The sequence below is a fragment of the Halorientalis marina genome (genome assembly GCF_023028345.1).
In the GTDB taxonomy this organism is placed as follows: domain Archaea; phylum Halobacteriota; class Halobacteria; order Halobacteriales; family Haloarculaceae; genus Halorientalis; species Halorientalis marina.
This window is the reverse complement of the sequence record NZ_CP095487.1, coordinates 286,920-305,169: the sequence shown is the minus strand read 5'-3', so window position 1 is coordinate 305,169 and position 18,250 is coordinate 286,920. Positions and strand designations below refer to the sequence as shown.

Annotated in this window: 14 protein-coding genes; 6 read left to right on the top strand and 8 right to left on the bottom strand. The window is 69.1% G+C overall.

Annotation, left to right across the window (positions count from 1 at the left end; translation table 11 throughout):
* Position 1: 1 nt before the first annotated feature.
* A complete protein-coding gene (gene nasA / locus MUG96_RS01650) occupies positions 2-2,137 on the bottom strand; it encodes an assimilatory nitrate reductase NasA (protein WP_246985926.1) in 2,136 nt (711 codons plus the stop codon).
* A 370-nt stretch (positions 2,138-2,507) separates the two neighbouring features.
* Between nasA and hemL the strand changes: the two genes are divergently transcribed.
* The gene (hemL, locus tag MUG96_RS01645; RefSeq protein WP_246985925.1) at positions 2,508-3,848 is read left to right on the top strand and encodes a glutamate-1-semialdehyde 2,1-aminomutase; all 1,341 of its coding nucleotides are present in this window, start codon (positions 2,508-2,510) and stop codon (positions 3,846-3,848) included.
* A gap of 35 nt (positions 3,849-3,883) precedes the next feature.
* On the opposite strand, the gene MUG96_RS01640 is transcribed toward hemL, so the two are convergent.
* Positions 3,884-5,845, bottom strand: coding sequence for a methyl-accepting chemotaxis protein (locus MUG96_RS01640; protein ID WP_246985924.1), 1,962 nt, complete (start codon positions 5,843-5,845; stop codon positions 3,884-3,886).
* 143 nt (positions 5,846-5,988) lie between these two features.
* Here MUG96_RS01640 and MUG96_RS01635 point away from each other — a divergent pair, with 143 nt between their 5' ends.
* From MUG96_RS01635 to MUG96_RS01625, 3 genes are read left to right on the top strand one after another with little or no spacing between them, the layout of a single operon-like run.
* Positions 5,989-6,807: an HVO_0234 family beta-propeller protein gene (locus tag MUG96_RS01635; protein WP_246985923.1), complete on the top strand. Its 819-nt coding sequence runs from the start codon at positions 5,989-5,991 to the stop codon at positions 6,805-6,807.
* A gap of 47 nt (positions 6,808-6,854) precedes the next feature.
* Positions 6,855-7,703 carry a ribose-phosphate diphosphokinase gene (locus tag MUG96_RS01630; RefSeq protein ID WP_246985922.1) on the top strand — a complete coding sequence of 283 codons (849 nt, stop codon included), beginning with the start codon at positions 6,855-6,857 and terminating at the stop codon, positions 7,701-7,703.
* 52 nt (positions 7,704-7,755) lie between these two features.
* Complete coding sequence (locus MUG96_RS01625) at positions 7,756-8,184, top strand: hypothetical protein (RefSeq protein ID WP_246985921.1); 429 nt, start codon at positions 7,756-7,758, stop codon at positions 8,182-8,184.
* A gap of 156 nt (positions 8,185-8,340) precedes the next feature.
* Here MUG96_RS01625 and MUG96_RS01620 read toward each other — a convergent pair whose 3' ends face one another.
* Both MUG96_RS01620 and ileS read right to left on the bottom strand, forming a co-directional pair.
* Positions 8,341-9,273, bottom strand: a complete 933-nt coding sequence (locus tag MUG96_RS01620; RefSeq protein ID WP_246985919.1) for a DUF726 domain-containing protein — start codon at positions 9,271-9,273, stop codon at positions 8,341-8,343.
* Positions 9,274-9,616: 343 nt separating this feature from the next.
* A complete protein-coding gene (ileS, locus tag MUG96_RS01615) occupies positions 9,617-12,817 on the bottom strand; it encodes an isoleucine--tRNA ligase (protein WP_246985917.1) in 3,201 nt (1,066 codons plus the stop codon).
* A 102-nt stretch (positions 12,818-12,919) separates the two neighbouring features.
* Here ileS and MUG96_RS01610 point away from each other — a divergent pair, with 102 nt between their 5' ends.
* Positions 12,920-13,591 (top strand): uracil-DNA glycosylase, encoded by a 672-nt coding sequence (locus MUG96_RS01610; RefSeq protein ID WP_246985915.1) that lies wholly within the window; start codon positions 12,920-12,922, stop codon positions 13,589-13,591.
* Positions 13,592-13,710: 119 nt separating this feature from the next.
* A complete protein-coding gene (locus MUG96_RS01605) occupies positions 13,711-14,547 on the top strand; it encodes a ZIP family metal transporter (protein WP_246985913.1) in 837 nt (278 codons plus the stop codon).
* 139 nt (positions 14,548-14,686) lie between these two features.
* On the opposite strand, the gene MUG96_RS01600 is transcribed toward MUG96_RS01605, so the two are convergent.
* The 4 genes from MUG96_RS01600 to MUG96_RS01585 all read right to left on the bottom strand — a co-directional run bounded on the left by MUG96_RS01600 (position 14,687) and on the right by MUG96_RS01585 (position 18,164).
* Entirely contained in the window at positions 14,687-15,838 is a 1,152-nt protein-coding gene (locus MUG96_RS01600) for a thiolase family protein (RefSeq protein ID WP_246985911.1), read from the bottom strand.
* Between the two features lie 96 nt (positions 15,839-15,934).
* Positions 15,935-16,771, bottom strand: coding sequence for a HalOD1 output domain-containing protein (locus tag MUG96_RS01595; RefSeq protein ID WP_246985909.1), 837 nt, complete (start codon positions 16,769-16,771; stop codon positions 15,935-15,937).
* A gap of 3 nt (positions 16,772-16,774) precedes the next feature.
* Positions 16,775-17,191 (bottom strand): hypothetical protein, encoded by a 417-nt coding sequence (locus MUG96_RS01590; RefSeq protein WP_246985907.1) that lies wholly within the window; start codon positions 17,189-17,191, stop codon positions 16,775-16,777.
* Between the two features lie 178 nt (positions 17,192-17,369).
* On the bottom strand, positions 17,370-18,164 hold the full coding sequence (locus MUG96_RS01585) for an amidohydrolase family protein (RefSeq protein WP_373222127.1): 795 nt from the start codon (positions 18,162-18,164) through the stop codon (positions 17,370-17,372).
* Between the last annotated feature and the right edge of the window lie 86 nt (positions 18,165-18,250).

Here is an 18,250-nt window from a genome sequence, read left to right as displayed (position 1 = left end):
TTCACGCTTCCAGTTCCTCCTCACGGGGGTCGTGTACGTGTTCGACCAGCGACTCCTCGGCGTCGACGGGTTCGATGCGGACGGCACACTGCTTGTAGTTCGGTTCGTCGGACTGCGGGTCGGTCGCGGGCACGGTCAGGTCGTTGGTGTCGGGATGGTGGATGGGGAGCCAGACCATCCCCTGTGGGACGGTCGGGTCGGCCTCGACGCGAGCGGCGAGGGCGCCGCGCCGCGATTCGACGCGGACGAACTCCGCGTCGGTGGCGCTCCCGAACCGCTCGGAGAGCGTCGCCGGATGCACCCGGGCCCGGGTCGGGTCGGGGTCGGACACCGACCGCGAGCGGATACCCGTGTTGTAGCCGTCGGCCTCGCGGGCCGTCGTCAGCGTGAGCGGGTAGTCCTCGTCGGTCAGTTCCGGCAGGTCGCCGTCGCCGGCGTCGGGCGCGGAGAACTTCGCCCGGCCGGTGTCGGTCTCGAACGTCCACCGGTCGGTCCCGTCGTCGGTCTCGTGGTAGCGGTAGCCGCCCTCGACCGACGCGTCGGGCGCGGGCCAGCGGACGGCCAGTTCCCCGTCCAGTCGGTCGTAGTCGATCCCCGAGCAGTCCGCGGGGGTTCCCGCGGTCAGGGCGGCGAACTCGTCGAAGATCGCCGCGGGGTCGACCGGCGGGTCCGGCAGGACGCCGGGACGGAGCCGGTTCGCGACGGCGGCGATGATGTCCAGGTCCGAGCGGACGCCGTCGGGCGTGTCGGTCGCGGCCTGCACCCGCGAGATCGTCCGCTCCATGTTGATGACGGTTCCCTCGGTCTCGCCCCAGGTGATCGCCGGGAGCACCACGTCGGCGATGTCGGTCGTCTCCGTGTGGAAGACGTCCTGGGCGATCAGGAAGATGTCTTCGAGTTTCGCCGTCGCCGCGCCGGCGTCCGGGAGGCCGGCGGCCGGATTCGTCGCGACGGCGTAGACGGCCTCGACCGTGCTGTCGGCGTCGCCGTCGATGGCGTCGACGATGCCGACCGGCCCGGGGCCGGTATCGTCGGGGAGGCGGTCGACGGGCACGTCCCAGGCGTCGGCGACGGTCTCGCGGTGGGCGGGGGCCTCGAACGGGCGGTGGCCCGGCCACGTTCCCTTCGAGGAGACGACGCGGGTGCCCATCGAGTTGGCCTGGCCGGTCAGCGAGAAGGGGCCGCTCCCGGGCCGGAGGTTCCCCGTGGCGAGACAGAGGTCGATGAGTGCCCGCGAGGTCGCGGTGCCGCGGACGCTCTGGTTGACGCCCATGCCCCAGTAGACGAGGGTTCGGTCGGTGAACACGTCCGCGAGGTACTCGACGGTGGTGGGAGAGACGCCCGCCTCGCGGGCGGCGGCGTCGGCCGGCGGGAGCCCGGAGACGAGGTCGTCGAACCCCTCCGTCGCGCGGTGGACGAAGTCGCGGTCGATGTCGCCGGTGCCGACGATGCGGGCGAGGATGGCGCGTGCCAGCGCGAGGTCGCCGCCGGGGTCGAGCTGGACGTGGCGGTGGGCCGACTCCGCGGTGGCGGTCCGGACCGGGTCGACGACGACCAGCCGGCTGTCGTCGTCGGTCGCACTCCCCCGAATCCACCGGTGGAGGACCGGATGGGCAGCCGCGGGGTTCGCGCCCCAGACGACGTGGGTCCGGGCGTCCGGGATGTCCTCGTAGGTACACGGCGGCGCGTCGCTCCCGAAGGCGTCGTAGTAGGCCGTCACCGCACTCGCCATACAGAGCGTGGTGTTGGCGTCGTAGTTGCGCGTCCCGATGCCGCCGCGGGCGAGTTTGCCCAGCGCGTACGCGGCCTCGTTGGTCTGCTGGCCGCTGCCGAGGACGGCGACCGAGTCGGGGTCGGTCTCGATCAGCGGGCCGAGTTCCGCCTCGATCCGGTCGAGCGCCTCGGGCCAGGAGGTCTCGACCAGCTCGCCGCCCTTCCGGACGAGCGGCCGGGAGAGCCACTCCCCACCCGGGTCGCTGCTCTCCTCGATGCCGCGGCCACAGGCCATCCCCTGCGAAACGGGATGTGAGGCGTTGCCTCGGACCGCGTCGATCCCGTAGCCATCGTCGACGCCGAGTTGCATATGCCCACAGCCGACCGCACACCGCATACACGTCGTCGGCGTCCAGTCGCTCATGCGTTCACCTCCCGAGGAAATAGTCGACGTTTGGCTGGTTCTGCCCCGTTTTCCAGCCATACCGTACTGAATTTCATCATATAGGAAAACAAACTCGCACGCTGAAAACCCCTTCCTTTGTTATATTCAATTTCCATGCGCTACTGGTAGACGAACGGCGGGTTTACAATGAGATACTATCGCCTTAAGGATGTAATTCGTCGGATAATTCGCCGTTCGACGGGACGCGCGTTCAGTTCCGCCGCGACGGCCGGGCGCGCGGAGGGCCGTGGGCCGGCCGCGCACCCGAGGCGGCGCGCGCCAGCGACGGGGCGGCGAGACGGACAGCCGGTGAGTCAACCCTTTTGTTCGGGCGTTCCAACCGCGTGGTATGAGCGACGAGCACTCGCGAGACCTGTACGACCGGGCGCTGTCGGTGTTGCCCGGCGGCGTCAACTCGGCGGTCCGCGCCGCCATCGAACCCTACCCCCCCTTCATCCAGCGCGGGGACGGCGGCCACGTCGTCGACGCCGACGGCGACCGCTACATCGACTGGGTGATGGGGCTCGGCCCGTTGCTGTACGGCCACGACCTCCCACAGCCGGTGGAGGCCGCCGTCCAGTCCCACGTCAGCGAGGGCCCGATGTACGGGATGCCCACCGAAATCGAGGTCGAACAGGCGGAGTTCGTCGCCCGGCACGTCCCGAGCGTCGAGATGCTCCGCTTCGTCAACTCCGGCACCGAGGCCACCGTCTCGGCCTGCCGGCTCGCCCGCGCGTACACGGGCAACGACAAGATAGTCGTCATGCAGGGGGGGTACCACGGCGCCCAGGAGACGACGCTGGTCGAGGGGAAATACGACCACACGAGCCCCTCCAGCCCGGGCATCCCGGATTCCTTCGTGGAGCACACGCTCGCGGTCCCGTTCAACGACGAGGGCGCGGCCCACACGGTCTTCGAGGAACACGGCGACGACATCGCGGGCGTGCTCGTCGAACCGATCCTCGCGAACACGGGCATCGTCGAGCCCGTCGACGGCTACCACGACACCCTCCGGGACCTCTGTGACGACCACGACGCCCTGCTGATGTGGGACGAGGTCATCACCGGTTTCCGCGTCGGCGGGCTGGGCTGTGCCCAGTCGAAGTACGACGTCGAACCGGACCTCACCACCTTCGGGAAGCTCATCGGCGGCGGCTTCCCCGTCGGTGCCATCGGCGGCCCCGCCGAACTCGTCGAACACTTCACGCCCTCCGGGGACGTGTTCCAGGCCGGCACCTTCTCGGGCCACCCGGTCACGATGGCCGCCGGGCTCGAATCCCTGCGCTACGCCGCCGAGAACGACGTGTACGACCACGTCCACGGGCTCGGCCAGCAGCTCCGGCGCGGGCTCCAGGAGATCGTCCAGGACCAGGCCCCCCAGTACACCGTCACCGGCACCGACGGGATGTTCAAACTGCTCTTCACACGCGAGGGTCCCGACGACTTCGAGGGTCACTGCGAGGGCGGGTGTAGCCAGCGCGAGGCCTGCCCCCGGTACGACTACTGCCCGAAGAACGCCGCCGACGTGGCCGCCGGCGAGACCGACCGCTGGCGCCGCGTCTTCTGGCCGAAGATGAAAGAACGGGGCGTGTTCCTCTCCCAGAACCAGTTCGAGTCCCAGTTCGTCACGTACGCCCACACCGAGGACGACGTCGAGGAGACGCTGGAAGCGTACAAGGAAGCGCTGTAGCGGGCAGCGTGACCGACCGGACGCGAAACGGGGAGTCAGTCGGGCCGTCCGCCGTCCCGGACGGCGGCGCCGGCGTCGGGAGCGGTCGATGCATGCCCGCCCTCGCTCACCTCGAAGGACGCGAGCAGCGACCGGAGGCGGTCGGTCTGGTCGGCGAGCGACGCGACGCTCTCGGTGACCCGTGACACGGACGCGGCCTGCTCGGTGGCGGTCGTCGACACCGCCTCCGTCTCGTCGTCGGTCGCCCGACTGATCTCGGCGACCTCCTCGACCATGGAGACGGCCTCTTCGGTACTCGCGGCCTGGTCGTCGGTCGCCTCGCTGATCTCCTGGACGCCGCTGTCGGCGTCGGCGACGTTCTCTCGGACCTGCGAGAGCGCGTCCAACACGTCCTCGACGGCCGCGACGCCGTCCTCCATGTGGCGCTCGGCGGTCCGGGCCTCCTCGGCCGTCGTCCCCGTCTGCTCTCGTGTCTCCGCGATGAGGTCCTCGATCTCGGTCGCCGACTGCCGGGTCTCCTCGGCCAGGTTCTTGACCTCGCTGGCGACGACGGCGAACCCGTCGCCGTCCGCACCGGCCGCCCCGTCGCCGGCACGGGCGGCCTCGATGCTGGCGTTCAGCGCGAGGATGTTCGTCTGCTCGGCGATATCGCCGATGAGGTCGACGATCTCGTCGATGCGGTCCATCCGCGCTTCGAGGGTCTCGAGGTGGTCGACGGTCGTGCTGACCGCGGCCCGCGCCTGTCGCGCGTCGTCGATGGCCGCCTCGGCGGTCGTCTCACCCGCCTCCGCGACCTCGGCGGTCTCGTGTGAGGTCCGGGCGACGGTCTCGGCCGACGCCGCCACTTCCTCGACGGTCGCCGACAGCTCCGTCATCTCGTCGGAGACTTCCTCCAGCATCGACCGCTGTTCGGCCGCACCGTCGGCGATATCGGTGACCGACGTACGCAGTCGCTCGCTGGCCGTCTCCGCCTTCGTGGTTCCGGCGTCTGCCTCCTCACAGGCCGCCGCCACGTCGACGGCGAACGACTGGATCTCCCCCATCGCCGCCTCCGTCTCGTCCATCATGTCGTTGAACGCCGTCGCGACCCGGGCCATCGCCTCGCTCTCGGCGTCGGGGTCCAGCCGGGCGGTGAGGTCGCCGTCGGCCGCCCGCGCCATCGTGGCGCTGTAGTCGTCGGCCGTGGTTTCGAGCTGGCGGTTCAACCGCTCGGCCTCCTGTTTCCGTGCTTCGGCGTCGGCTTTCATCTCCTCGGCCTCGGCCTTCGCCCGCTCGATCTCGGCCTGCTTCCGTTCGAGGTCCTCGACCTCCGCGGCCTTCTCTCGGGCCTCTTCGAGGCGCTGTCGGGATTTCTCCCGGGATTTCTCCGTGGAGTACCAGTTGCTCATCAGCGCGACGGCCAGTCCCGTGACGAACACGCCGTGGACGACGCCCCACACCCACGGCCGGTTGATCGCGGCGGTGTGGTTGTAGACACGGCTCGGGTCGATCATCCCGAACACGCCGTGGGTGACGACGACGTACCCGATGCCGAACGCGAAGGGGAGCCAGTCCTCGTAGACCGCGACGACGGCCATCGCGACGAAGAAGTGAAAGTGGGCCTCGATGTACCCGCCCGAGAAGTGGACGAGGACGCCGGAGCAAAACAGCAGCCCGGTTACGGCGAGAATCGTCCGGACGCGACGCGGAAACCGGGAGATCGTCGCGAGTCCGGCGAAGGTCGCGATAATCCCGAGCTCGAACAGCACCGCAGGCAGCGGAATCGTGGGGATCATCGCGCCCGTGACCGTCGACTCCGTCCCCTCGTACAGCCCGAGTGCGAGCAGCAGTGGAACGTGTGCAAGCACGAGGACGACGACGTTGCGGTGACGGCTCCGCCACGTCTCGTCGGGAATGGTTTCACCGCTCGGGACGTACCTGACGAACTCACGGAGCGTTCGCCCCCAGTCGCCCGTCCGGGAGCGAGGCGTCGTCGGTCCGTCTGTCTGCTCGGTCATACCCCACCACTGCCAAGAAGCCTAAAGACCGTTGTGGGCCAGGTATCAGCGTTGAGAGCGGCGTCACCGGCCCGTTCGTCGGCCTGCCCCCGGTCAGCCGGCGAGCCGGTAGGCTTTCGGCCTCGCCGCTGCTGGCCTCGGGTATGGCCGACATCAGCATCGACGAGAAACGGGTCTACGGGGAAAAGACCGGGACGACGGAGCTGTACGTCGCCGCCGACCTCGGCGTCGCGGTCGTCGCCGTCTCCGACGACATCGTGGGCGAGTTCTCGCTGGCCCACCGCTGTACCGCCCGGGACCTGGCGGCCGGGCCGAACCGGCTGGCGGTCGCGACCGACGCGGACGTGCTGGTCAGCGACGACGGTGGCTACGCCGGCACGGGGTTCGGCCCCGCGGTCGCCGTGGGGTTCGACGACGAGACCCTTCTCGCGGCCGGTCCGGACGGGCGGGTGGCACGCCGCGGCGGCGAGGCGTGGCACCGCGTCGGCGAGATCGCGGACGTACGCGCCATCGACGGCGACCTCGTGGGCGCCGCCGACGGGGTCTACCGCGTCGACGACGGCCTCGCGCACGTCGGACTCGCGGACGTGCGGGACGTGGCGACCGGCGGGACGCCGCTGGCCGCGACCGACGACGGGCTCTACTACCTCGGGCCGGGCTGGGCGGAAGGGCGCGAGGGGGCGTTCGTGGCCGTCGCGAGCGCGCCCGATCGCGGCCACGCAGCGGGCGAGGCGGGCCTGTTCGAGCGGACGGACGACGGCTGGACGGCCTGTGCCCTCCCGACCGAGGAACCGGTCGTGGCGGTGGCCCACGGGGAGCCGGCGAGCGGGGCGGACGACGGCGGGGAACGGGGCGTGTACGCGGTGACCGGAGGGGGGCGCGTCCTCGTCGACGCCGGCGACGGCTGGCGCGACCGGGCGCTGGGCCTGGCCGGCGCGACCGCGCTCGCCGTTGCCCCCTGAGCTACCACATCGAAAAGGGGTTTAGCAAGGATGGAGAGGGGTGAGATATGATCGTCAGCGGGTCCACGTCACAGGCACTCGCGGCCGAGCTCGCGGCCGAGACGGACCACGACCTCGCGCCCGTGGCGTTCGACCGCTTCCCGGACGGGGAGTTGATGGCACAGGTACCCTATCTGGAGGGGAACGAGGCGGTCGTCGTCGCGTCCACGGTGTCGAGCGACGCCCACGTCGAACTGCTCCAGCTCCAGGACGCCGCCCGCGAGGCCGGCGCCGAGACGGTGACGACCGTCCTCCCCTACATGGGCTACGGCCGCCAGGACGAGGCCTTCGAGCCGGGCCAGCCCGTCTCCGCGCGGGCGGTCGCACGCGCCATCAGCACCGGGACCGACCGCGTCGTGACGGTCGACCCCCACGAGACGGCCGTCCTCGACTACTTCGACGTCGAGGCGAGGGCGGTCGAAGCCGCCGGGCGACTCGCGAACCCGCTCCCGAGTGACCTGACCGAACCCGTGTTCCTCTCGCCCGACGAGGGCGCGGTCGTGCTGGCCGAGACCGTGGCCGACGCCTACGACCGCGGGACGACGGACTACTTCGAGAAGACGCGACTCTCCGGCTCCGAGGTCGAGATCGAGCCGCACGACGTGGCCGTCGACGGCCGCGACGCCGTGCTGGTCGACGACATCATCGCCACCGGGTCGACCATGTCCGAGGCCGTGAGTGTTCTCGACGACCAGGGCGCGGCCCGCGTGTTCGTCACCTGTGTTCACCCCCTGCTTGCGAACAACGCCGTCACGAAACTCGCTCGCGCGGGCGTCGAAGCCGTCTACGGCACCGACACCATCGAGCGCTCGGTCAGCGCCGTCTCCGCGGCACCGGCCGTCGCCGACGCGCTCTGAGGCGCGCACGCAGGCCCATGTTATAAGTTCGCATACTTCGAAGGTGTTCGGCATGGCCGACGCGGACGGGGACGCGGGCGTGGCGGCGACCACCCCGGAACGCGCGGCGTGGCGCCCCCGGCGAGCGTCCGTGCTGGCGTTCGTGGCCTTTCTCGTGGTGATCGGACAGCCGGCCGCCGTGGTCGCGCTGGCCGTCACGTCGCCGTCGGCGGCGGTGCTGGCGGTCATCGTCGGCGGGACGGCCCTGCTCGCGGCGCCGGCGACCCGGGCGTACCTCGGGCAGGGCTGGTCGGTGAGCCGGCTGGCCGATTTCGTCCTCGCGGTCGGCCTGACACAGTTCGGACTGGTCCTGCTGTCGAGCGCGTTCGCGAGTGGGGGCCTCCGTCCGGGGCTGGCCCAGCCGGCCCTCGTCGCCGTCTCCTACCCGGTCGTCTACCTGCTACTCACGCGCGTCGTGTGGGCCGGGGCGTCGGGGACCTAGCGGAAGTCGGCCCGACGGTCGGCATACAGCCCATATCCGGCTGGAGGGACTGAGTGCTCGCTCCCGGTTTCGTTTCGGCAGTTCGAGAAAGTCAGCGCCCGCGCTGGCCCGTCTCTCGTCGGTTCGAGCGACGATAAAAAATTCGCGGCGGTCGGCTTACCACTGCGCGACGATCCGGTCGACGATGCCCACGTCGCGCTTGTAGTAGTCGCCGTGGGCGTCGACCTCGTCGGTGACGTCGAAGTCCGTGTAGTTGTTCGGTTCGGGACCGGCACAGCCCTTCTCGCCGGCCGCGTCCTCGAACTCGCGGGTCTCGAAGACGTACTCGAGGATCGGATCGTCGTCGTCGTGGAAGTTGTCGCACTGCTCGGTGGCGTACTCGATGTGGTCGCCGTACTCGCTGTCGAACCAGCCCGCGTCGAGCGAGACGGCGTCGTCCGCGACCGCGCCGCCGACCAGCGTCACCGAGGCCACGGCGTCGCTCGCGCCGAAGTCGTCTTCGAGCGATTCCAGCGCGAAGACGGCCACGCGGGCCCCCAGGGAGTGACAGATCAGCCGAACGTCCTGGCCCGTCTCTGCGTTCCAGTCGGTGACGAAGTTCGCCAGTTTCGGCCCGTTCTTCTCGGCGATCTCCTTCGCGTCGGCCCAGCCCAGGTCGAGGCTGTCACCCACGTCCGAATCCCAGGAGTAGGCGGCCGCGTCGGCGCCGTACCCGTTCTCCTCCAGTGCGAGCTGGCACTCGTAGGCGCTGTCCATCGCGTCTTCCTCGCTGTTCTGCCAGCCGTGGACGAACAGCGTCAACGTCTCGTCACCGAGCGCCGAGGTGTCACCCCCCAACTGGTAGGAAAAGCCCGTCTCCCCGTTGATGAGATCCGCGTCGTCGTCGAAGTGGTCGCGGGTCGTCACGCGCGGGTAGTCCCCCGGCGCGTCGGCGTTCTCCGCCGACGACCCGGCCGCCGCCGTCCCCGTCGCCGCCGTCAGCCCCGCGACGCCGGCCGCCGCGACCGTCGCACCCCGCAGGAACCGCCGCCTGTTCAGTGCCCCTGTCCGCTCACTCTCGTCCCCATGTGTGTGACTATCTCGTGTCACACGACCACATGCAACGAGGGGGCAAATGTAATTTTTCTCTAGCTTTATATTATTATTTTTCATACGATTCGAAGCAACCAACAAACAGTTTATAAACTACCGTGAAAATCCGGCTATTTTACAGTTCGTCGGTGGAAATCGAGCGGTATCGGACAGGAGACAGCAAGTGAAACCGACCGCAAAAATCATCACTGGCCCAATATATCGGGCGTTCTCAGTCCGACGGTTCCGGCGTCGCCAGCGGTCCCACGCCACCTTTTTCCGCTCGGGTGGCCGCCGGCCACCACTCGCGCAAAAACGTGGGCGAAAAAAGCCGCGACCGAGCACCGCGAGGTCGCGGCCCTCAGTCCGACGGTTCCGGCGTCGCCAGCGGTTCGACGGCGATGGTCATCTCGATGCCGTCCACGTCCCACTCCTCACGGTGACCGTCCTCGACGGTCCCGAACTCGTCGGCGCGGACCTCCTCTGCGATGAGGGCCTCGCGCTCGCGGACGAGGTCGGCAACGCGGTCGTCGCCGATGTCGAGGTCGACGCGGATGCGCTCCTCGATGTCCAGATCGAGGTCCTTGCGCATCTCCTGGACGCGGCGGATGACCTCGCGGGCGTAGCCCTCGCTCTCGATGTCCTCGGTCAGCGCCGTGTCGACGTAGACGACGCCCAGTTCCTCGCCGTCGATATCGAAGGCCGTCCCCGTCACGCCCTCCGGCGTCCGGGTGACGAACTCCACCATCTCCTCGGTGAGGTCCGCGTCGATGCCGGTGGCGTCCGCGACCGCCGTCTCCAGTGCCTCGATGGTCGGTTCGTCGACGCTAGCGTCGTTCAGCGCGCCCATCACGCGGCCGGCGTCCTCGCCGAACTCCGGTCCCAGGAGGCTCATGTCCGCCTCCGCGGCGTAGGCGAGTTCCTCCCAGTCCGCGTCGGGGTCGACGAGTTCGATCTCGCGGGCGTTCAGGCGATCCCGGAGCAGGGCACGCTGGGCGTCGACCGCCTCGGCGGCCGCGGCATCGTCGGCGGCGACGACGACGCGCGTGACCGGCCAGCGCAGGCTCCGTTCGGCCTGCTGGCGGGCGTTCGACCCCGCCTCCTCGACGGCCCGGACGACCTCGATCTCCTCCTCCAGGTCGGGGTCGTGCCAGGACTCGTCGACGGTCGGCCAGTCACACATGTGGACCGTGTCGTGGCCGGCCTCGCCCGTCAGCGTCCCGTAGATCTCCTCGGCGACGAAGGGCGCGTAGGGCGCGAGCAGGGCAACCGTCTCGGTGAGCACCCGGTACAGCGTCGCGTAGGCCGCGTCCTTCGAAGGCGAGTCGGCCTCCTCCCACATCCGCTCGCGGACGACCTGCACGTAGAAGCGGGAGACGTCCTCGACGACGAAATCGAGCAGCGCGTCGAGGGCCTTGTCCTGCTCGAAGGCCTCGAAGTGCTCGGTCGTCGTCGCCGCGACGGACTGGAGCCGCGAGAGGATCCACTCGTCCGCCAGCTCCGTCTCGGCGTCCGCGAGGTCGGCGGCCTCGGGGTCGAACTCGTCCATCCGCATGTACGGCAGCGGGAACCGGAACACGTTCCAGAGGATGTTCAGCCGCCGCTGCATCTCGGCCATCTCGTCCCAGGAGAACTTCATGTCGTCCTCCTGGGCCGTCTGGGAGAGCAGGAACAGCCGCATCGGGTCCCGGCCGTGGCGGTCGATGGCCTCGCCCGGTTCGACGACGTTCCCGATGGACTTGGACATCTTCCGGCCGTCGGAGTCGAGCGCCCAGCCGTGCATCACGACCTGCTCGTAGGGCACCTCGCCCAGCGCGGCCGTGCCCATCCCGAGTTGCGACCAGAACCAGCCCCGCGTCTGGTCGTGGGCCTCGATGATGAGGTCCGCGGGCCACAGTTCCTCGAAGTCCTCGGTCGAGCTCGGGTAGCCGATGGTCCCCCACGTCGCCACCGAGGAGTCCAGCCACACGTCGAACACGTCGTCGACGCGGGTGTAGGTCGTCCCGTCCTCCGTGATGGTGAGGTCGTCGACGGTCCCCTTGTGGAGGTCGACGGCGTCGGGGTCGACGTCCTGATCGACCCGCTCGGCCAACTCCTCCCGGGTGCCGACGACGACGGCGTCCTCCATCGTCCCGTCCCAGTCCTCTGGAGTCCAGATCGGGATCGGAATGCCCCAGTAGCGCTGGCGGGAGACGTTCCAGTCCGGCGAATCCTCGACGAAGTCCCGGAAGCGGTTGTCCCGGGCGCTCTGTGGGTACCACTCGCTGTCCTCGATGTTGTCGAGCAGGTCGTCTTTGATGTCCGAGACCGTGATGAACCACTGGTCGGTGACGAGGCGGACGATGTCGGTGTCACACCGCCAGCACTGTCCCTCGCGGACGGAGTGGCCCTCCTCGCTCGCCAGCAGGAAGTCACTGTCGTCGAGGTCGGCGATGATGTCGTCGTTGGCGTCCCGGACGAAGGTCCCGGCGTACTTCCCCGCCGACTCGTCGTAGACGCCGTCGCTCCCGACCGGACAGAACACTTCGAGGTCGAGTTCCTGCCCGCGCTCGAAGTCCTCCTCACCGTGGCCGGGCGCGGAGTGGACCAGGCCGGTGCGGTCCGCTTCCACGTAGTCGGCGGTGTAGACCTGTCCCGAGCCCTCGGCCTGTGCGTGGTCGGGCACCTGCTCGGCCAGCGGGTGGTCGTACTCCCAGCCGACCATCTCCTCCCCCGAGAGCTCCTCGACGACCTCGTAGTCCTCGTAGCGGCCGGCCTTCAGGACCTCCTCGACACAGTCCGCGGCGACGTAGAGCGTCTCGGTCTCGCCGTCCGTCTCTGCCTCGACGGCCTGGTACGTCAGGTCGCCGTCGACCGCGACGAAGGTGTTGGCGACGATGGTCCAGGGCGTCGTCGTCCAGATGACGAGCGAGCCGTCGCGGTCCTCCAACGGGAACTTCACGTAGATCGACGGCTTGCCGACCTGGTGGTACTCGACCTCGTTGTTGGCGATGGCGGTCTCACACCGGGGACACTGGTTGATGGAGCGTTTGCCCTGCTCGACGAGGTCGCGCTCGTGGGCCTGCTCGAAACCCCACCAGGCGGCCTCCATGTACTCGGGGTCGACCGTCTTGTAGGGGTCGTCCCAGTCCATCCAGACGCCGAAGGACTTGAAGTCGTCCTGCAGGCCCTGGAGCTGTTCCTCGGCGAACTCCTTGCACTCGTCGATGAAGTTCTGCTCCCCGAACTCCTCGATGTCTTTCTTGTTCTCGAAGCCGAGTTTCTCCTCGACTTTGGTCTCGATGGGGAGCCCGTGCATGTCGTAGCCGGGGCGGTCGGTCACGTCGTACCCCTGCATGCGGAGATAGCGGATGTAGACGTCCTTGATCGACTTGTTCCAGGTGGTGCCCATGTGGGCAGACCCGGAGGTGTACGGCGGCCCGTCGACGAAGAAGTAGGTCTCGCCGTCCGCCCGGTGTTCTTTCGTCTGTTCGTAGGCGTCGACCGCGTCCCAGTAGTCGAAGACCCGCTTTTCGACCTCGTGGGGATCGTACTGGTCGTCCACCGGCTCGAACCTGCTCATACGTTTGCATCCGCCGCCGGGATTAAATGAGAATCGGTCGCGGGGCCGGCAGTCTCGCCGCGGCCGTCAGTTTCAATCCGCGACCACACACAGTCAAAAGCGATGCCGGAGTTCCCGGACCCGACGACGCGGAATCGGCTGGCCGGCGACTGCCTGAAGTGCCCCGCACTCGTGGAGGGGCGGGAGTGTATCTCGTGGGGCAACGGTTCGCTCGACGCTGCCCTCGTCGTCGTCGGCGAGGCGCCCGGCTACGGTGACCCCGAGGCCGACCGCTGGCGCGGCGGCAACTGGACCGGGCTGGCCTACACCTCACGGCACTCCGGCCGTCGAATCCGCGAACTGCTGGCCGACGCCGGCTACGACCAGGGGGACTGTTACTTCACGAACGCGGTCAAGTGCTTCCCGGCCGCCGAAGACGAGGGCGAGGGCGACACGGACTCCGGGGACGGACCGCCCGCGAACCGCGAACCGACCGCCGCCGAGCGCGCGAACTGCCGGCCGTTTCTGCTGACCGAGATCGAGCAGGTCGAGCCGGCAGCGGTCGTCACGACCGGCAAACACGCCACGAAATCCGTGCTGGCCGCCGCGGACCGTGACCTCGACGGCTTCCTCGACGCGGTACTGGAGCCTGTGCCCTGTCCCGACCTCGACACGACGGTCCTCCCGGTGCTCCATCCGAGCTATCAGGAGGTGTGGCTCTCGCGGCTGGACCACACCCGCGAGAGCTACGTCGCGGCGATCCGGGAGACGCTGGCCGGTCTCGCGGACGACTGACAGTCCCGCGGGCGGCTGACAGTCTCGCGGGCGGCTGACAGTCTCGCGGGCGGCTGACCCTGTCCACGCCTCGCCGCGTCCGACGGTAACTATTTCATCCTCTCCGTGGAAGCGGGAGCATGGCTGCCCTAGTCGACGCGTTCGTCCGCGTCGTCGGGACCGACCCCGTCCTGCAGGGGCTGGCGGGCGGTATCGTCATCGCCACCCTGAACCTCGTCGGGGCGTCGCTGGTGCTTGTCTGGCGGAACCCCTCCGAGCGGGCGCTGGACGCGGCGCTGGGCTTCGCCGCCGGCGTGATGCTCGCGGCGGCCTTTACCAGCCTCATCGTCCCCGGGATCGAGCAGTACTCCGACGGGAACCCGATTCCCGTCCTCACGGGCGTCGCCCTCGGCGCGCTCTTTCTCGACCAGGCCGACGGGATCGTCCCCCACGCCCACTATCTCCTGACGGGGAGCAGACGGACGGACGCGGCCAATCCCGGCGAGGGCATCGCCGCGCTCGACAACGAGCGGCTCGCCCCGGTCGTTCTGTTCGTCCTCGCCATCACGCTGCACAACATCCCCGAGGGGCTGGCGGTCGGCGTCGGCTTCGGCTCGGGCGACACCGCCGGGGGCATCGCGCTGATGCTCGCCATCGGCATCCAGAACATCCCCGAAGGCTTGGCGGTGTCGGTCGCAGCGGTCAACGCCGGGCTCGACCGCCGGGCCTACGCCACCTTCGCCGGCGTCCGCTCCGGGGTCGTCGAGATTCCCGTCGCCGTCGCCGGCGCGCTCGCCGTCCAGTTCTTCCGTCCGCTCCTCCCCTACGCTATGGGCTTTGCCGCCGGCGCGATGCTCTTCGTCATCTCCGACGAGATCATCCCCGAGACCCACACCCGCGGGTACGAGCGCGTCGCGACGCTGGGGCTGATGGCCGGCGCCATCGTCATGCTGTATCTCGACGTGAGTCTGGGGTGAGCGGTCGGCGGAGCGAGCATCCGGCGCGCCCTGCGCGCCGGTTCACCGAGACCGAACGGAGTGAGGTCTCGGCAGTTTTTCCCCAAGTTTTTGCAGGAGGGGGTGCGCGACGCGCACCCCCTCCTGGAAAAAGTGGGTTCTAGAGACGCTCGATGATCGTCGCGATGCCCTGCCCGAAGCCGATGCACATCGCCGAGAGTGCGTAGTCCTGGCCGGTGCGCTGGAGTTCGTGGGCGATCTTGGTCATCAGGGCGGAGCCGGTGGCACCGAGCGGGTGGCCGTGGGCGATGGCGCCGCCGTTGACGTTCGTGTCCTCCCAGGAGGCGCCGGTCTCCTCGAGCCACGCGGCGACGACGGCGGCGAAGGCCTCGTTGACCTCGAAGAGGTCGATGTCGGAGACGTCCATGTCGGCCTTCTCCAGTACCTGCTCGGTGGCCGGGATGGGACCTTTGAGCATCGTGAGCGGGTCGACGCCGACGACCTCGGTGGCGACGATGCGGGCCATCGGGTCCCAGCCGTGTTCCTCGGCGGCCTCCTCGCTGGCGACCAGCACGGCGGAGGAGCCGTCGACGATGCCCGAGGAGTTCCCGGCGTGGTGGACGCCGTTGCCCTCCTCGCGGAAGGAGAGGGGGAGCCCGGAGAGCGTCTCCAGGTCGGTGTCGGGCCGGGGGTGTTCGTCCTGCTCGACGGTGACGGGCTCGCCGTCGAGTTCGGTCTCGACGGGGACGATCTGGTCGTCGTAGGCGCCGTCCTCCCAGGCCTCGCCCCAGCGCCGCTGTGAGTCGACGGCGATTTCGTCGAGTTCCTCGCGGGAGAAGCCGTACTCCTCGGCGATGCGCTCGGCGCCCTCGCCCTGTGTGGTCACCTCGTCGAAGTGCTCGAAGTAGGTGTCCGTGACGCTGTTGCCGTCCGAGCCCATCGGGACGCGGGTCATGTGCTCGACGCCGCCGCCGACGAGCACGTCGTGCTGGCCGGCCATGACCATGCTCGCGGCGAAGTTGATGGCCTGCTGGCCCGAGCCACACATCCGGTTCAGTTGGACGCCGGGCACGTCGTCACCCCAGCCGGCGACCATCGGTGCGAGCCGGGCGATGTTCAGCCCCTGCTCGTCGACCGGCGTCACACAGCCGTAGATGACGTCCTCGACTGTGTTCGGCGCGTCGAGGTCGTTCCTGTCTTCGAGGGCCACCAGGGGTTCGGCCGCCAGGTCCTGGGGGTGTGTGTCGCTGAACGAGCCGTTGCGCTTCCCGAACGGTGTCCGCACCGCGTCGACGATGACTGCGTTTTTCATGGATGTACCCTGTTATTCAGGCCCAAGCTCTATCAGTGTTTTCGCGCGGAAAGAAACTGGCGTGCCGTTGTCGACGGGCCGCAGTGGACCGCCCGATCACTGGACGTGGATGCCGCCGTCGGCGTGGAGGGTCACGTCGTGGCCCTCGATCTCGAAGGAGACGGGGTCGGTGGTGTCGGTCTCAAGCAGGCGGACGATGCGGTGGGTGTCAACGTACGTCGAGAGGTCGTCCAGGTCCTCCTCGGCGAGGTCGGTGACGTTGGTGACGGCCTCGACGATCGCCCGGTCGACCGGGACGGGCTGTTCCCAGCCTCCCTCGTCGGTGACGGTGATGTACACCGATTCGATGTCCACGTCGGTCGGATCGGCGTCGGTGTCGTCGGCGTCGCTCTCGTGTTCCTCGCCCCAGATGTTGGTGACGACCTCGTCGGGGTCGGCGCTCGTGTGGTCGGCAGCCCCCTTCGCCCCCGCCGCTCCGGCGGTTCCCGCACCGGGCTCGGCCGGTTCGGCGTCGGTCGTCGGTTCCTCGCCGGGCCGGGATTCGGCCGTTGGACCGCCGGTTTCTTCGGTCGCGGTTTCGGTGGTCGCGCCTGCATCGGCGTCGTCCGCGTCGCCGGCGTCGGTCGCGCCCGCGTCGGCACCGTCGACTTCGGCGGGGCCGCCGAGGTTCTCGGGGAGGACGAGGTCGCCCTCGAACTCGGCCGCGGCGTCGTCGAGGCGATTGTGCGCTGACTGGCCCATGATCGAGACGTACTCGTCGACGAGGGCGGCGATCACCGACCGGTCGTGTGCGGCGCCACCGTCGACCCCTTCGACGGCCCCGTCGTCGTCGACCGAGAGACCGTCGATGGACTGTGCGACGTCGATGGCTCGCCGGCCGAGCATCGACCGCTGGGCCTCGATCAGGCGTTCCGCGAGGGCTCCGTAACTCATACGTTAGGCCGCCGAGTGTTCGCTCATCGTATCGTAGAGCATGTAGAAGCCGGCCAGAAGTAGCATCGTGACGAGCAGGTACACGACGCTCCCGACGTTGGCCGGCGGCTGGCGGAGCTGGAGGAGGCTGGACGCGCCGTGGAGCAGTCGCCAGATGGCGAAGATGACGACGCCGCCGCCGGCGACGTACAGCGCCTGCCCGATCTCGCCGCCGTAGGCGCGGGCGGCCTGGAGCACGAACGCGACCGCCCCGATAGACAGCATGACCTGGGCGATCTCGCTCGTCGCGATCAGGAGACTCGGGGAATCACCCCCGTCGGCCGGCGCGCCGAGCGCGGGGCCCACGAAAACGACGGTGCTCAGGCAGGCAACGACCGATGTCAGTACCAGCAAGCGAAACCGATCTCGGGTGCTCGTCATCGCGGCCATATACAGACAAATCGGTGATAACTGTTTTGCCAGTCGTTGCCACAGGCCGAACGAACGCGCTGCGAGAGACGCGAACACGGCGGCGACACGGCGACAGCACGGTAGCAGCAGACGCAAGGGCACCGAGGGGCAAGGCCAGCGGATACGTACGCGTCGTCCGGCGGCCGTCTCAGGCCACGCCGAGGAAGCGGTCGGCGGTCCTGGTGAAGATGTCACGGGCGGCCGCTCGTGGGAGATCACGGGCGAGCAGGCCGCGCCGTTCGGCCTCGTAGGGGTAGGGGATGTTCGGGAAGTCGGAGCCGTACATGATCGACTCGGAGAGTTCGACGAGCGTCTCGTCGGCGATTTCGGCGGGGTCGAAGTCCACGACCGCGGGCGACCGTGGCGACATCGTCATCGTCGTGTCGAGAAAGACCGTCTCGTGGTCGCGGGCGAGGTCGATGAACCGTTCGTGTTCGTAAGTCCCCATGTGCGCGGCGCAGGTGCGAACGTTCGGGTAGGAGGCGAGAAACGACTCGAACGCCTCGGCGCCGACGTGCGGGCTGTCCTCGAACATCGGCGCGGTCCCGGCGTGGAACAGGATCGGGCGGTCGTGCTCGGCCGCGAGTTCGAAGGCGGGGTCGAGGCGCGGATCGGCCGGGCCACACTCCTGGACCGGGCACTGGAACTTCAGGCCGCGGGCGCCCGCCTCGAAGGCGTCGCGGACGACGGCGCGAACGTCGTCGTCGCCGTGGACGGTGGCGAACGGGACGGCCATGTCCGAGTCGGCGGCCCGGTCGAGCACCCACTCGTTGAGGTCGGCGGCGATGCCCGGCTCGTGGGCGTAGGGCAGCGCGACGTAGCGCTCGACGCCGGCCGCCCGGAGCAGGCGCTCGATCCGGGGCTGGGCGACCGGATGGTCGAACGACCACCCGGTTTCGCTGGACAGGACGCTGCGGATGGCCTCGATCAACCCTTCGGGCATCAGATGTACGTGGGCGTCCGTCGCGGGGGCGAAGGCGTCGTCGCTCACGGCCGAGGCAAGGACGAGCGACGAAATAACGGTTTTCC